Genomic DNA, 14268 nt, shown 5'->3' on the forward strand with positions numbered 1-14268 from the left:
ACGAAGAGTAATGATGACGAAATTCAAAACCCTCAGCGCCGTGCTTGCGACCACGGCCGTGGTTGCCCTCGGCAGCTCCGCCTGGGCGCAGGATCAGGAAGGCCCCAACGCGGCCGATGGTGCGGGCGAGGGCGAGGCTGGCGCCGTCGCGCAGATGGCCATGGCGCAGGACCTTTATGCCTACGGCTCGGCCAACAAGGATGCGCTGGCCATCGCCACCGCCGCCAAGATCGCCATGTCGGTAGAGGCCGAGGACGTGGAGCGCGAAAAGGAGACCTCTGACATCGAGGGCTTCGAAGGCACCGAAGAGGGTGAAGGTGTGGATGCGCCGGTGACCCCCGAGATGATGCTGGCCGAGGCCGAAGAACTGGCCGGTGAAGACGAGGCGCTCAAGTCGATGATCGCCGACATCAAGGCCGAAGGCTCCCGTGGCCGCATCGGCGGTGCTTCCCGCACCCTGTCGCGCCTGCCCGCCGGCAAGACCGACGTGTTCAAGGTGCCGTTCTACGGTGGGCGTCTGGCCGAGCTGGCCATCGTCGGTGACGGCGACGCCAACCTCGACCTCGTTGTGACCGACGAGGGTGGCAACGTGATCTGTCTCGACCGCAGCTACTCCGACAAGCTCTACTGCTCGTGGACCCCGCGCTGGGATGGCTACTTCTTCATCGGCGTCCGCAACCAGGGCCGGATCCGCAACAGCTATTACATCCTGACGAACTGATCGTTTCGTCAGATCGCAAAGACACACGCCGCCGGGCTTTCCGGCGGCGTTTTTTGTTGGTGTGCTGGCTGGGGTCCGCTCAGTGGCGGCGCTGGTCGGCGGGGTAGACGCCGAGGATCTTCACCTCTTCGGTGAAGTGATCCAGCTCTTCCATCGCCAATTGCACGTTCGGGTCGTCGGGGTGGCCCTCGATATCGGAGTAGAACTGCGTCGCGGTGAAGCTGCCGCCGACCATGTAGCTCTCCAGCTTGGTCATGTTCACCCCGTTGGTCGCAAAGCCGCCCATCGCCTTGTAGAGCGCGGCGGGGATATTGCGGACGCGGAAGACGAAGGTGGTCATCATGTCGTCGGCGCGGCGGGCGGGCTGGGCCTCCGGCGCCATGATCAGGAAGCGCGTGGTGTTGTGGGCGTGGTCCTCGATGTGGCGGGCCAGCAGGTTGAGGCCATAGATCTCGGCGGCGAGATCGGAGGCCAGAACGCCCTCATCCCGCGCGCCTGAGGCCTGAAGCTCTGCCGCCGCCCCGGCGCTGTCTGCCGCCGCTTCGCCGGCAATGCCGTTGGCGGCGAGGAAGGAGGCGCATTGCGGCAGGAGCACGAGATGGGCGCGCACCTTCTTCACCTCCTCCAGCGTCACACCGGGCAGAGCCATCAGCGAGATATGCACCCGCACAAAGGCCTCATCGACGATATGCAGACCGCTCTCCGGCAACAAGCGATGAATGTCGGCCACCCGGCCGTAGGTGGAGTTCTCGACCGGCAGCATCGCCTGATCGGCGGCGCCGGAGCGCACGGCCTCGATCACATCCTCGAAGCTGCGGCAGGGGATGGCCTCCATATCCGGGCGCGCCTCGGCGCAGGCCTGGTGCGAGTAGGCCCCCAGTTCTCCCTGAAATGCGATCCGGCCTGCCATTGCCGCCTCTCCCCTGACACTTCACACAATTTTTGCCCCCTCGGGCGTTTGGTCGCGCCTGATACGGCTTGCAGCGCGGGGTGGGAAGCGCGTAGAAGGCGCCGAGACCCACACCACGGACAGGATGCGACATGTTCGACACAATGACGATGGTCAAGGCATTTGGCTGGTTTTGCGGCGCGCTGCTGATCTATCTGCTCATCAACTGGGCCGGTGAATCGCTCTATGCGATGGATGCCGGTGGCCACGGCGAAGAGGGCGAAGAGCACACGATGGGCTATGCCATCGAGGTTGCCGACAGCGGTGAAGGTGCCGAGGCCGAGGAAGATACCGGCCCCGCCTTCGAAGAAGTTTTTGCATCGGCCGATGCGGCCTCCGGCGAGAAGGTCTTTGGCAAGTGCAAGGCCTGCCACAAGCTCGACGGCACCGATGGCACCGGCCCGCACCTGAACGGCGTCGTGAACCGCGCCATCGGCGGCGTTGCCGGCTTTGGCTACTCCGACGCGATGGCATCGCATGGTGGCGAGTGGACCCCCGAGGCGCTGAGCGAGTTTCTCGCCAACCCCAAGGGCTACATGAACGGCACCAAGATGAGCTTCGCCGGCCTCCGCAAGATCGAGGACCGCGCCGACGTGATCGCCTACCTGCAGTCCGCGCAGTAAGCGACAGCACCAAGCATTCAGAGGCCGCCGCCGGGCAACCGGGGCGGCCTTTTTCATGGGCAGGTGCCGGTTTGCCGCAGGCCTCGCGGCGTGCTCACGAGGTTTCAACTTGCAAGCCGGGACCGGGGGCATTTAGCTAAAATTAACGATGCTTTGCTGTGATGGTGCCCGCGCGGGTGCCCTGCACAGCCTGATCCGAGAGGAGCCCGACTTGCGCCAGACAGACACGCCGCCCAACGCCGCCCCTGCCAGAGCCTCCGCCAAGGCAATCGCCGCCACCGCCCAACGGGCCAAGGGGCGAGAGATGCTGGCTTGGGGTGCCGGGCTCGCGCTGGCGATGGTGCTGGCCGCGCTGCCCGCTTTGGCGCAGGAGACGATCACGCGCCACGGGATCACCACCTTCCCCGGCGGCGAGCTGAAGTACGCGGCCGATTTCGAGCATCTGGAGTATGTGAACCCCGAGGCGCCGAAGGGTGGCGAAATGTCCGTTTGGACCTTCGGCGGGTTCGACAACTGGAACCCCTACACCATCAATGGCCGTTCCGGCGCGCTGGCGAGCGCTCCGCACGAGAGCCTGCTGGTGGGCACCTCCGACGAGATTGGCGCCGACTACGGGTTGTTGGCCGAGAGCCTCGAATACCCCGAGGACCGCTCTTGGGTGATTTTCACTCTGCGCGAGGGGATCACGTTTTCGGACGGCTCGCCGCTGACGGCGGAGGACGTGCTGTTCTCCTATGAGCTCTTCCGCGAGAAGGGCCTGCCGAGCTATCGCGAGATCCTCTCGGCCTCGGTTCAGAGCGCCGAGGTGATCGACCCCCGGCACATTCGCTTTGATTTCGTGCCCGAGAAGGAAAAGCGCGACCTGATCCAGATGGTCGGCGGCCTCGCGATCTTCTCCAAGGCACAATACGAGGCCGAGCGGATGGATCTCGAAGAGCCGCAGAATATCCCGTGGCTCGGCTCCGGCCCCTATGTAGTGGACCTCTCGCGCAGCGAGATGGGCAAGACCGTGGTGGTGACCCGCAACCCCGACTACTGGGGCGACGACCTGCCGATCAACGTGGGCCGCAACAATTTCGATGCTCTGCGGGTCGAGTATTTTGCCGATTACGCGGTGGCGCTGGAGGGCTTCAAGGGCGGCACATACCTTTTCCGCAACGAGGCAAGCTCCAAGGACTGGGCCACCGGCTACGATTTTCCGGCGGTGAACAACGGCTGGGTGGTGAAGCGTGAGCTGGAGCATGGGCGCATCGCGCCGGGCCAGAGCTTCATCTACAACCTGCGCCGCCCGCAGCTGCAAGATGCCCGGGTGCGTGAGGCCATCGGGCTAATGTTCAACTTCGAATGGTCGAACGAGAAGCTCTTCTACGGCATCTACGCCCGGGTCAGCTCGTTCTGGGAGAACACCGACCTTGCCGCCACGGGTATGCCGAGCGAGGCCGAGCTGGCGCTGCTTGAGCCGCTGCGCGCCGATATCCCTGAAGAGGTCTTCACCGAAGAGCCCTTCATGGAGCCGGTGTCGGATGCCGGCAGCGCGACAGACCGGCGCAACCTGCGCAAGGCCAACCGCCTGCTGGACGAGGCGGGCTGGAGCGAGTTCAACAACCAAGGCTTGCGGGTGAAGGACGGCAAGACACTGCGCATCGAGTTCCTGAACGACAGCCAGACCTTCGACCGGGTGATCAACCCCTTCGTCGAGAACCTGCGCGCCGCTGGGATCGACGCGGTGCACCAGCGGGTCGACAATGCCTCCGCCACCGAGCGCGAGCGCCCGCCGGGCTTCGACTTCGATATCGTGACCGGCTTCCTGCAAACCGGCTACATCCCTGGCGACGGTCTGAAGCAGTACTTTGGCGGCGAAACCGCCGATACCTCGACCTTCAACAAGATGGGGCTGAACAACCCTGCCGTGGACTCGCTGATCGAGAGCGTGAAGGCGGCCACCGATGAAGACGAGCTTCGTGTGGCGATCTCGGCGCTCGACCGGGTGCTTCGCGCGCTGAAGTTCCGCACCGGGCAGTGGCACAAGGCGGCCGATACCGTGGCCTACTACGATATCTACGAGCATCCCGACCCGCTGCCGCCCTATGCCCTCGGCAACCTCGATTTCTGGTGGTATAACGCCGAAAAGGCCGAAGAACTGAAGGCGGCCGGCGCGTTTTGAGCAGCGCGACAAGAACGATAAGACAGGCGAAAAGGCTCTAGATGAGCGCATATATCCTCAGGCGGCTCCTGCTCATCATCCCGACGCTGTTCGGGATCATGCTGGTGAACTTCGTCCTCACCCAATTCGTCCCCGGCGGCCCGATCGAGGCCGTAATCGCGAGGGTCGAGCAGGGCGAGGGCGCGGGTGACAACGTGACGGGCGGCGCCGATGCCGGACAGCAGCAGAGCGAAAGCGTGGATGAGCGCTATCAGGGCGCCCGTGGCCTTTCGCCCGAATTTCTGGCCCAGCTCGAAGTGCAGATGGGCTTTGCCCGCGTGGTCTGCGAAGAGGGCTACGAGCCGCGCAACGGAGAGGAGATCACCCACCGCGACCTGAGCGCAGAGGCCTGCGCCAAGGAAGATATCGGCATTGCCGAGCGCTTCTTCATCATGATGGGCCAGTATGTGACCTTCGATTTCGGCGAGAGCTACTTCAAATCGAAGTCGGTGGTGAGCCTAGTGATCGAGAAGATGCCTGTTTCGATCACCCTCGGCCTCTGGTCGACGCTCATCGCCTATCTCATCTCGATCCCGCTGGGCATCCGCAAGGCCGTGCGCGACGGCTCCCGGTTCGACACGTGGTCATCGGGCGTGATCGTGGCAGCCTATGCGATCCCCGGGTTCATCTTTGCGATCCTGCTGCTGGTGCTTTTCGCCGGTGGGTCGTACTGGAAGATCTTCCCCCTGCGCGGCCTCACCTCGCCCTCGGCAATCTGGGAAGATCTCAGCCTCTGGGGCAAGGCGCTGGATTACCTCTGGCACATCTTCCTGCCGGTGCTTGCCAGCTCCATCGCCGGCTTTGCCTCGCTGACCCTGCTGACCAAGAACAGTTTCCTCGACGAGATCAAAAAGCAGTATGTGATCACCGCGCGCGCCAAGGGCCTGAGCGAGAGCAAGGTGCTTTATGGCCATGTCTTCCGCAACGCCATGCTGATCGTGATCGCTGGCTTCCCGGGCGCATTCCTTGGCGTGTTCTTCGGCTCGTCCCTCGTGATCGAGTGGCTGTTCTCGCTCGACGGGCTCGGGCGGCTTGGCTTTGAGAGCGTGGTCGACAGAGATTATCCAGTCGTCTTCGGCACGCTCTTCGTCTTCGGGCTGATCGGCCTGCTGGTGAATATCCTGAGCGATCTAATGTATGTCTTCGTCGACCCGCGGATCGACTTTGAGCGGAGGGCGGGCTGATGGCTTTGATCAAACTCGGACCGCTCGGCAAACGCCGCTGGCGGAACTTCAAGAAGAACCGTCGTGCCTTCTGGTCGCTGATCCTGTTTAGCCTGCTCTTTGGCCTCAGCCTCTTTGCCGAGTTCCTCGCCAACGATAAGCCGATCCTCGTGCAGTATCGGGGCGAGTATTACATGCCGATCCGCACCTTCTACTCCGAGCAGGACTTCGGCGGCGACTTCCGGACAGAGGCCAAGTATCGCGACATCGAGGTGCGCTGCCTGATCCGCTCCGGCGGGCTGGACGCCTGCTTCGACGATCCCGAAGCGGTGTATGAAGACGCCGCTGATGGCGTGGTGGACGGGGAGCAGATCGAACAAGGCTGGGCGCTTTGGCCACCGATCCCCTATTCGTTCAACACGCCCAACGACGATATCGTCGGCGCGGCCCCCTCGGCGCCAGACCGCAACCACTGGCTCGGCACCGATGACGGCAGCCGCGATGTGCTGGCGCGGGTGATCTACGGCTTCCGCCTTTCGGTGCTGTTTACCCTTATCGTCACGGTCGTCGCCTCGGTCATCGGCATCGCGGCCGGGGCGGCGATGGGCTATTTCGGAGGCTGGGTGGACCTGTTCTTTCAGCGGATGCTGGAGATCTGGGGCGGCATACCAGGGCTCTACGTAATCATCATCATGTTCGCCATCTTCGGGCGAAGTTTCTGGCTGCTGGTCTTCCTCACGGTCCTCTTCGGCTGGCCGGCCCTCACGGGCGTGGTGCGGGCCGAGTTCCTCCGCGCGCGCAACTTCGAATATGTCCGCGCGGCCAAGGCGCTTGGGGTTTCCGACAGCACGATCATGTTCCGCCACATCCTGCCCAACGCAATGGTCGCCACGCTCACGCTCATGCCCTTCATCATCACCGGCACCATCGGCGGGCTCGCCACGCTCGACTTCCTCGGCTACGGCCTGCCCTCCTCGGCACCCTCGCTCGGGGAGCTGACCCTGCAAGCCAAGCAGAACCTGCAGGCACCGTGGCTCGCCTTCACTGCCTTCTTCACCTTCGCCATTATGCTCTCGCTGCTGGTCTTCGTGTTCGAAGGCGTGCGCGATGCCTTCGACCCACGGAAGGTGTTCTCGTGAGCGCGGTGCTTGAGGTCGACGGGCTGAAGGTCTCGTTCCGGCAGGATGGCGAGACGACCCATGCCGTGAAAGGCGTGAGCTTTACCGTCGGCAAGGGCGAGACGGTGGCGCTGGTGGGCGAGAGTGGCTCGGGCAAGTCGGTGACCGCGCTTTCAACTGTGAGCCTCCTCGGTGATAGCGCCCGGGTGGAAGGCTCGGTGCGCTACAGGGGCCAGCAGATGGTGGGCGCGGACGAGCAGAAGCTGATGGAGGTGCGCGGCAACGACATCTCCTTCATCTTTCAGGAGCCGATGACCTCGCTCAACCCGCTGCACACGCTGGAAAAGCAGCTGGCCGAGAGCCTCGAACTGCACCAGGGCATCAAGCGCAGCGAGGCGCGCGGGCGGATCGTGGAGCTGTTGGAAGACGTGGGCATCCACGACCCGGAAAGCCGCCTTGGCGCCTATCCGCACCAGCTTTCGGGCGGGCAGCGGCAGCGGGTGATGATTGCCATGGCGCTGGCCAACAACCCCGACCTGCTGATCGCCGACGAGCCGACCACCGCGCTCGACGTGACCATTCAGGCCCAGATCCTCGATCTGCTGGCGGAGCTGAAGCAGAAGCGGCAGATGAGCCTGCTGTTCATCACCCACGACCTCGGGATCGTGCAGGCGATTGCCGATCGTGTCTGCGTGATGAAGGACGGCGAGATCGTTGAGGCCGGGCCGACGCAGGAGATTTTCGGCAATCCGCAGCACGACTACACCAAGAAGTTGCTCGGCGCCGCGCCGCAAGGCGGGCCGCCGGAAATTGCCGCCGGGGCGGAGGAAATCGTGCGCACCGAAGACCTGCGCATCTGGTTCCCGATTCAGGCCGGGCTGCTCAAGCGCACCGTGGGCCATGTGAAGGCGGTGAACGCCGCCAGCCTCAGCGTGAGGGCGGGCGAGACCGTGGGGATCGTGGGCGAGAGCGGCTCGGGCAAGACAACGCTGGCGCTGGCGATCATGCGGCTCATCCGGTCGCAGGGGCCGATCTATTACCTTGGCGACAATATCCAAGGCTGGAAGACCCGCCAGATGCGCGAGCTGCGGCGGCATATGCAGATCGTGTTTCAGGACCCCTTCGGCAGCCTCAGCCCGCGCCTGACGGTGGCGCAGATCGTGGCCGAGGGGCTGGGCGTGCACGGGGTCGAGAAAGGCCAGAATCCGCGCGAGCTGGTGGCCCAGATGCTCACCGAGGTCGGGCTCGAACCCTCGGTGATGGACCGCTATCCGCACGAGTTCTCGGGTGGTCAGCGGCAGCGGATCGCGATTGCGCGCGCGATGATCCTCCGACCTCGGCTGGTGGTGCTCGATGAGCCGACCTCGGCGCTCGACATGACGGTGCAGGTGCAGATCGTCGACCTGCTGCGCGACCTTCAGCAGAAGTACGGGCTGGCCTATCTCTTCATCAGTCACGACCTGCGGGTGGTGCGGGCGCTCAGCCACAAGGTCATGGTGATGCGCCAGGGCGATGTGGTGGAGGCCGGGCCTGCGGCAGAGGTCTTCGGCGCGCCCAAGACTGAGTACACCCGCACGCTCATGGATGCGGCCTTCGACCTTCCGGGCGCGGGCGACGCGTGATCCGCGCCATCGCGTGGGATTTCGACGGGGTGCTGAACCGCTGCGTCGAGGACGGGCGGTTTCTCTGGGCAGAGAACTTCGAGCGCGACACCGGGCAGAGCCTTGCCGGGTTTCAGCGTGCGATATTCGGAGAAGGCTTTCGTGAGGTGATCGAGGGGCGTGAAGACCTCGCCGACCGGGTGCGTGGCTGGTGCGAGGCGGTGGGCCATGCGCCGGGAGCCGAGGCGTTGATCGACTACTGGTTCAAGCGCGACGACAACCCGGATGAGGAGATGCAAGTGCTGTTGGCCCGGCTCAAGGCCGACGGCATGGCGCAGGTGATCGCCACCAACAACGAGGCGCGACGTGCGGCGTACATTCGTGAGCAGACCGATTGGATGCTACGGGTCGATGGGTTGTTCTGTTCGGGCGAGTTGGGGTTGGGCAAGCCGGAGGCGGGATTTTTCCAAGCGGTGAGTGAAGCACTCTCTGTGCCACCGGCAGAGTGCCTTTTCGTCGATGACACCCTCGCCAATGTGCAAGCCGCCCGCACGCTGGGCTGGCAGGCCTTCCACTTCACGCCCGAAACGCGCGGGCGGCTTGCTGCCGTGATCGCGGGAGAAGATGCCTCGCCGGGTGGATGAGGCGGCTCAGATGGCCGAGCTGTGGCCCGCGCGGGACAAGTCGTAGGCATCTGCGGCCCGTGCGATGACCCGTGTGAGCGGGCGTGCCTCGGGCGGAATCTGGATGCCGGTGGAGGACTGGATGACCACCCCGCTGAAGCGGGCGGCGATGCCCGAAAGCACGCTGCGCACCCAATCGGGGCGTGCCCCTACGGCGGTGATCTGGTCGATATCGCAGCGGAACTCGCACATCAGCTGCTCGATCATCCGGCCGCGCCAGAGGTCTTCCTGCGAGAAGTTGTGGCCGCGGGCGGTGGCGAAGCGGCCCTCGCGCACATCGCGGATGTAGGCAGAGGTGGCGGAGGCGTTTTGCGCGTAGCCCTGTGGGAAGCGAGAGATCGCCGAGGCCCCAAGTCCGACGAGCGCGGTGGCGGTATCATCGGTGTAGCCTTGGAAGTTGCGGCGCAGCCGGCCCTCGGCCAGCGCACGGGCGAGGCCATCGCCGGGGCGGGCGAAATGGTCGATTCCGATTTCGTCGTAGCCATCCCAGCAGAACAGGCGCCGGGCGGTCTCGAAGAGGGCCAGGCGCTGTTCCGGCGTGGGCAGCGCATCGGTCGGCAGCAGCGACTGGCGCTTGGCCATCCACGGAACGTGAGCGTAGCCATAGAGCGCCACACGGTCTGGCGAGAGCGAGAGCAGCTTTTGCACCGAGCTGGCCATGCGTTCGTCAGACTGGTGCGGCAGGCCGAAGAGGATATCGGCGTTCAGGCTCTCGATCCCGCGCGCGCGGATCATCTCGACGGCGCGGGCCGTCAGCTCATAGCTCTGGTCGCGGCCGATGACCTTTTGAATCTCGGGGTCGAAATCCTGCACGCCGATGGAGGCGCGGGTCATACCTGCTGCGGCCAGCGCATCGAGGCGGGCATCGTCGATTTCGTTCGGGTCGATCTCGACCGAGAACTCCGCGCCGGGTGCCATCGGCACCACGGTTTCAACCGCCTCGGCCAACTCGGTCATTTGACCGGCGTCCATCAGGGTGGGCGTGCCGCCGCCCCAATGCATCCGGCTCAGCCGCACGCCGGGCGCAAGGTGACGGCCCAGCATGGCGATTTCGGTTTTCAGCACCTCGAGATAGGCCCGCACTGGCTCGGCGGAGGATGTGCCCTGCGTGCGGCAGGCGCAGAACCAGCAGAGTCGGCGGCAGAATGGCACATGAATGTAGAGCGAGATCTGACCGTTCTCGGGGATCGCGCGGAGCCAGTTGGTAAAGCGGGTGCCATCAACGCCTCCGGCAAAATGCGGGGCGGTCGGGTAGCTGGTGTAGCGGGGCACACGTGCGTCAAAGAGGCCGTGGCGGGCAAGTTGTGCGGTGGTTTCCATTGGCCTAGATTACGGCCCTGAGGCACCGGGGTGCCTTGACCCAGATCAACAGGTACAAAATGGCCGTCCTCGACATCCAGTTCACGTCACACGACTGCGGCTCCTGCCCGATCCGCCACCGTGCGGTGTGCGCCCGTTGCGACGATGACGAGCTCGCGCGGCTGGAAGAGATCAAGTATTACCGCAGCTTCGAGCCGGGGCAGACGCTGATCTGGTCGGGTGATCACATGGATTTTGTCGGCTCCATCGTCAGCGGCGTGGCCACGCTGAGCCAGACGATGGAAGACGGGCGCACGCAGATGGTCGGCCTGCTGCTGCCGTCGGATTTTGTTGGCCGTCCGGGCCGCGAGCAGGCGGCCTATGATGTGACGGCGGTGACCGACCTGACCATGTGCTGTTTTCGCCGGAAGCCGTTTGAGCACCTGATGGAGACCACCCCGCATGTTGCCCAGCGGCTCTTGCAGATGACGCTGGATGAATTGGATGCGGCGCGGGAGTGGATGCTGATCCTCGGCCGGAAGACGGCGCGGGAGAAGATTGCGAGCCTGCTTTCCATCATCGGGCGGCGGGATGCCTCGCTGGGCCTTGGTGGGCCGGTGGGCGACGAGATGGTGTTTGATCTGCCGCTCACCCGCGAGGCGATGGCCGACTATCTCGGCTTGACGCTTGAAACCGTGAGCCGTCAGGTCTCGGCGCTGAAGAAAGACGGGATCATCGCACTCGAAGGCAAGCGCCGTGTAAGGGTGCCGAGCTACGATGCGCTGCTTGCCGAGACCGGGGACGATTCGGACGGCGGGCTGATGGCCTGAGCCGGGCCGTTAGGCCTACCACCCCTCTGATCAGTTGCGGGGTAGGATTCAATTTAGCAATGGGCACGAGATTCACCGCGCCATGAACACCGGCACCGGCGGCTCTTCCAGCACGTCACGAGTGGCCCCGCCGAGGATGGCCTCGCGGAAGCGGGAGTGTCCGTAGGCGCCCATCACCAGCATGTCTGCCCCGAAGTCCGCCACATGGCGGGAGAGCACGTCTGACACCTTGGGCATGGTGCGCGACAACACCGAGATTTCGCAGCGCAGCCCGTGGCGGGTGAGCATCTGGCTCAGCGCGCCGCCCGGATCAGAGCGTTCGGGGCCGTGGCGCGGCGGGTCGATAATGGCGATGTTGACCAGATCAGAGCCAGCCAGCAGCGGCATGGCCCGGCGGATGGCGGCGAGCGCCTCGGGACTCTGGTTCCAGGCCAGCACGGCTCGGCGCGGGCGCACCGGCGCTGCCACGGCTTCAGGTACGACCATCACTGGCGCGTGGCTGTCAAACAGGGCGGCTTCCAACGCGATCTCATACTCCGGGCCTTTGCCGCTGCCGTAGGGAGCGGGCATCACCACCAGATCGGCAAAGCGGGCGCGCGAGGTGATCAGGCCCGCGAGGACCCCCATCTGGCCCACGGCACTCTCGACCGACCAGCGCAGGAGTGAGGCTTTGAGGTGTGCGCGCGCGGAGGCCTCGATCTGCTCGGCGGCCGCACGGGCCTCGTTGTAGGTTTCCTGCTGCACGACCGCGGTGGCGCCTGCGTAATAATAGCCGATCTGGGTACGGTCGCAGCCGATTCCGATCACCTCGAGATGCGCTTCGAAGGCATCGGCCAGCGCCTCGGCGTGGCCGAGGGCCAGAGCATGCGGTGCGCACTCAGAGAGCGGTTCGAGCAGGGGGGCGAGTATCGTTTTCGGGTCCATCATCGTCATTTCCTCACGCGACTGAAGGGCAGACATGGCCGCCATGTTGCTGCTTGGAGAGTGCCGCAAACGGCGCGCGCGGAAATTGACCTGAATCAAGGACGCACCGCCCATTTCAGAAGAGTTTGCCCTCAATTCGCAGGCCCGTGCCGGGGGGATTCCCGCTGTGGCCCGCGTGAGGACAAAGAAGGGAAACGTCATGTGGGACTACGTGAAGATCGTGCTGTTCGGCCTGATCGCGTTGCTCGCGGCGATTGCTGCGAACTATGCACGCGACCTGGCCTATATGGTGCACGCTCTGATCATCTTCGCCGTTGCGGCGGGGATGTTCATCTGGGCGGTGCGCACCACCTGGGAGGAAAAACCGGCGCCTGCCATGAACGCGGAGGGCTATATGGACGGGGTGGTGCGGTACGGCGTGGTCGCCACGGCCTTTTGGGGCGTTGTCGGCTTTCTGGTTGGCACCTTCATCGCCTTTCAGCTCGCCTTCCCGCAGTTGAACTTTCACCTGCTCGGTGACGGCATCGGCAACTTCGGGCGGCTGCGCCCGCTGCACACCTCGGCGGTGATCTTTGCCTTTGGGGGCAATGCCCTGATCGCAACTGCTGGCCTATATGGTGCACGCTCTGATCATCTTCGCCGTTGCGGCGGGGATGTTCATCTGGGCGGTGCGCACCACCTGGGAGGAAAAACCGGCGCCTGCCATGAACGCGGAGGGCTATATGGACGGGGTGGTGCGGTACGGCGTGGTCGCCACGGCCTTTTGGGGCGTTGTCGGCTTTCTGGTTGGCACCTTCATCGCCTTTCAGCTCGCCTTCCCGCAGTTGAACTTTCACCTGCTCGGTGACGGCATCGGCAACTTCGGGCGGCTGCGCCCGCTGCACACCTCGGCGGTGATCTTTGCCTTTGGGGGCAATGCCCTGATCGCAACGAGTTTCTACATCGTGCAGCGCACCAGTGCGGCGCGGCTGTGGGGCGGCAACCTCGCGTGGTTCGTATTCTGGGGCTACAACCTGTTCATCGTTCTGGCCGCCACCGGCTACCTGCTGGGCGCGACGCAGAGCAAGGAATACGCCGAGCCGGAGTGGTACGTGGACCTCTGGCTCACGCTTGTCTGGGTGGCCTATCTGTTCGTGTTCCTAGGCACGATCATGACCCGGAAAGAAAAGCACATCTACGTGGCGAACTGGTTCTTCCTGAGCTTCATCGTCACCGTGGCCCTGCTTCATGTGGTCAACAACCTGAGCATACCGGTCAGCATCTTCGGCTCCAAGTCGGTGCAGGTGTTTGCCGGGGTGCAGGATGCCATGACTCAGTGGTGGTATGGCCACAACGCGGTGGGCTTCTTCCTGACCGCCGGTTTCCTCGGGATGATGTACTACTTCGTGCCCAAGCAGGCCGAGCGGCCCGTCTATTCCTACAAGCTCAGCATTATCCACTTCTGGGCGCTGATCTTCCTCTACATCTGGGCCGGTCCGCACCACCTGCACTACACCGCGCTGCCCGACTGGGCCTCGACGCTGGGCATGGTGTTTTCGATCGTGCTCTGGATGCCCAGCTGGGGTGGGATGATCAACGGCCTGATGACGCTTTCGGGCGCATGGGACAAGCTGCGAACCGATCCGATCATTCGCATGATGATCGTCTCCATCGGCTTTTACGGCATGTCGACCTTCGAAGGGCCTATGATGTCGATCCGCGCGGTCAACAGTCTCAGCCACTACACCGACTGGACCATCGGCCATGTGCATTCCGGTGCGCTCGGCTGGAACGGGATGATCACCTTCGGGGCGCTGTACTTCCTCGTGCCGCGCCTGTGGAACCGGGCCAAGCTCTACAGCCTGCCCGCGGTCAACTGGCACTTCTGGCTCGCGACCATCGGGATCGTTCTCTACGCCTCCTCGATGTGGGTGACCGGGATCATGGAGGGCCTGATGTGGCGTGAAGTGGATGCCAACGGCTTCCTGGTGAATGCCTTCGCCGACACGGTGAGCGCGAAATTCCCGATGTATGTGGTCCGGGCTCTGGGCGGGGTGCTCTACCTTGCCGGTGCGCTGATCATGGCCTGGAACCTGTGGATGACGGTGCGGAAGGGTGAGGCTCGCATGCCTGCCGCTGCCGCCGCCGTCGCCGCTGAATAAGGAGGGCCGGAGC

Annotated in this window: 11 protein-coding genes and 2 pseudogenes; 10 read left to right on the top strand and 3 right to left on the bottom strand. The window is 64.3% G+C overall.

From position 1 onward, the window contains the following. Positions 1 to 10 precede the first annotated feature (10 nt). Positions 11 to 721, top strand: coding sequence for a hypothetical protein (locus tag ACUXVX_RS02785; protein WP_222471181.1), 711 nt, complete (start codon positions 11 to 13; stop codon positions 719 to 721). Between the two features lie 79 nt (positions 722 to 800). On the opposite strand, the gene ACUXVX_RS02790 is transcribed toward ACUXVX_RS02785, so the two are convergent. Further along, positions 801 to 1631: a prephenate dehydratase gene (locus tag ACUXVX_RS02790; RefSeq protein ID WP_222496020.1), complete on the bottom strand. Its 831-nt coding sequence runs from the start codon at positions 1629 to 1631 to the stop codon at positions 801 to 803. Positions 1632 to 1762: 131 nt separating this feature from the next. Between ACUXVX_RS02790 and ACUXVX_RS02795 the strand changes: the two genes are divergently transcribed. The 6 genes from ACUXVX_RS02795 (at position 1763) to ACUXVX_RS02820 (ending at position 9022) form a co-directional block, all read left to right on the top strand. Next, positions 1763 to 2293 (top strand): c-type cytochrome, encoded by a 531-nt coding sequence (locus ACUXVX_RS02795; RefSeq protein ID WP_446310277.1) that lies wholly within the window; start codon positions 1763 to 1765, stop codon positions 2291 to 2293. Positions 2294 to 2597: 304 nt separating this feature from the next. Beyond that, a complete protein-coding gene (locus ACUXVX_RS02800) occupies positions 2598 to 4457 on the top strand; it encodes an extracellular solute-binding protein (RefSeq protein ID WP_446311497.1) in 1860 nt (619 codons plus the stop codon). Between the two features lie 41 nt (positions 4458 to 4498). After that, the gene (locus ACUXVX_RS02805; protein WP_446310278.1) at positions 4499 to 5680 is read left to right on the top strand and encodes a microcin C ABC transporter permease YejB; all 1182 of its coding nucleotides are present in this window, start codon (positions 4499 to 4501) and stop codon (positions 5678 to 5680) included. 8 nt (positions 5681 to 5688) lie between these two features. Next, positions 5689 to 6798: an ABC transporter permease gene (locus ACUXVX_RS02810; RefSeq protein WP_446311498.1), complete on the top strand. Its 1110-nt coding sequence runs from the start codon at positions 5689 to 5691 to the stop codon at positions 6796 to 6798. Further along, a complete protein-coding gene (locus ACUXVX_RS02815) occupies positions 6795 to 8399 on the top strand; it encodes an ABC transporter ATP-binding protein (RefSeq protein WP_446310279.1) in 1605 nt (534 codons plus the stop codon). Before ACUXVX_RS02810 ends, ACUXVX_RS02815 begins: the two co-directional genes overlap by 4 nt. Beyond that, positions 8396 to 9022 carry an HAD family hydrolase gene (locus ACUXVX_RS02820; protein ID WP_446310280.1) on the top strand — a complete coding sequence of 209 codons (627 nt, stop codon included), beginning with the start codon at positions 8396 to 8398 and terminating at the stop codon, positions 9020 to 9022. Before ACUXVX_RS02815 ends, ACUXVX_RS02820 begins: the two co-directional genes overlap by 4 nt. A gap of 6 nt (positions 9023 to 9028) precedes the next feature. Here ACUXVX_RS02820 and hemN read toward each other — a convergent pair whose 3' ends face one another. Continuing rightward, the gene (gene hemN / locus ACUXVX_RS02825) at positions 9029 to 10381 is read right to left on the bottom strand and encodes an oxygen-independent coproporphyrinogen III oxidase (protein WP_446310281.1); all 1353 of its coding nucleotides are present in this window, start codon (positions 10379 to 10381) and stop codon (positions 9029 to 9031) included. A gap of 59 nt (positions 10382 to 10440) precedes the next feature. On the opposite strand from hemN, the gene fnrL reads away from it, so the two are divergent. Continuing rightward, positions 10441 to 11190: a transcriptional regulator FnrL gene (gene fnrL / locus ACUXVX_RS02830; RefSeq protein WP_222471174.1), complete on the top strand. Its 750-nt coding sequence runs from the start codon at positions 10441 to 10443 to the stop codon at positions 11188 to 11190. Between the two features lie 72 nt (positions 11191 to 11262). Here the strand turns inward: fnrL and ACUXVX_RS02835 are convergent, their stop codons facing one another. Further along, positions 11263 to 12114 carry a universal stress protein gene (locus tag ACUXVX_RS02835; RefSeq protein ID WP_446311499.1) on the bottom strand — a complete coding sequence of 284 codons (852 nt, stop codon included), beginning with the start codon at positions 12112 to 12114 and terminating at the stop codon, positions 11263 to 11265. 394 nt (positions 12115 to 12508) lie between these two features. Between ACUXVX_RS02835 and ACUXVX_RS02840 the strand changes: the two are divergent. Continuing rightward, positions 12509 to 12670 (top strand): annotated as a pseudogene (locus ACUXVX_RS02840) (cytochrome-c oxidase, cbb3-type subunit I); the annotation flags it as partial. A 49-nt stretch (positions 12671 to 12719) separates the two neighbouring features. Next, positions 12720 to 14255: pseudogene (ccoN, locus tag ACUXVX_RS02845) on the top strand (cytochrome-c oxidase, cbb3-type subunit I); the annotation flags it as partial. Positions 14256 to 14268: the final 13 nt, after the last annotated feature.

Source organism: Vannielia sp. SX4 (assembly GCF_052828525.1).

Excerpts from the sequence above, each read along its gene's own strand:
- fnrL (WP_222471174.1), top strand. The coding sequence starts at position 10,441 with ATGGCCGTCCTCGACATCCAGTTCACGTCACACGACTGCGGCTCCTGC.
- ACUXVX_RS02805 (WP_446310278.1), top strand. The coding sequence starts at position 4,499 with ATGAGCGCATATATCCTCAGGCGGCTCCTGCTCATCATCCCGACGCTG.
- ACUXVX_RS02800 (WP_446311497.1), top strand. The coding sequence starts at position 2,598 with ATGCTGGCTTGGGGTGCCGGGCTCGCGCTGGCGATGGTGCTGGCCGCG.
- hemN (WP_446310281.1), bottom strand. The coding sequence starts at position 10,381 with ATGGAAACCACCGCACAACTTGCCCGCCACGGCCTCTTTGACGCACGT.
- ACUXVX_RS02785 (WP_222471181.1), top strand. The coding sequence starts at position 11 with ATGATGACGAAATTCAAAACCCTCAGCGCCGTGCTTGCGACCACGGCC.
- ACUXVX_RS02835 (WP_446311499.1), bottom strand. The coding sequence starts at position 12,114 with ATGGACCCGAAAACGATACTCGCCCCCCTGCTCGAACCGCTCTCTGAG.
- ACUXVX_RS02795 (WP_446310277.1), top strand. The coding sequence starts at position 1,763 with ATGTTCGACACAATGACGATGGTCAAGGCATTTGGCTGGTTTTGCGGC.
- ACUXVX_RS02790 (WP_222496020.1), bottom strand. The coding sequence starts at position 1,631 with ATGGCAGGCCGGATCGCATTTCAGGGAGAACTGGGGGCCTACTCGCAC.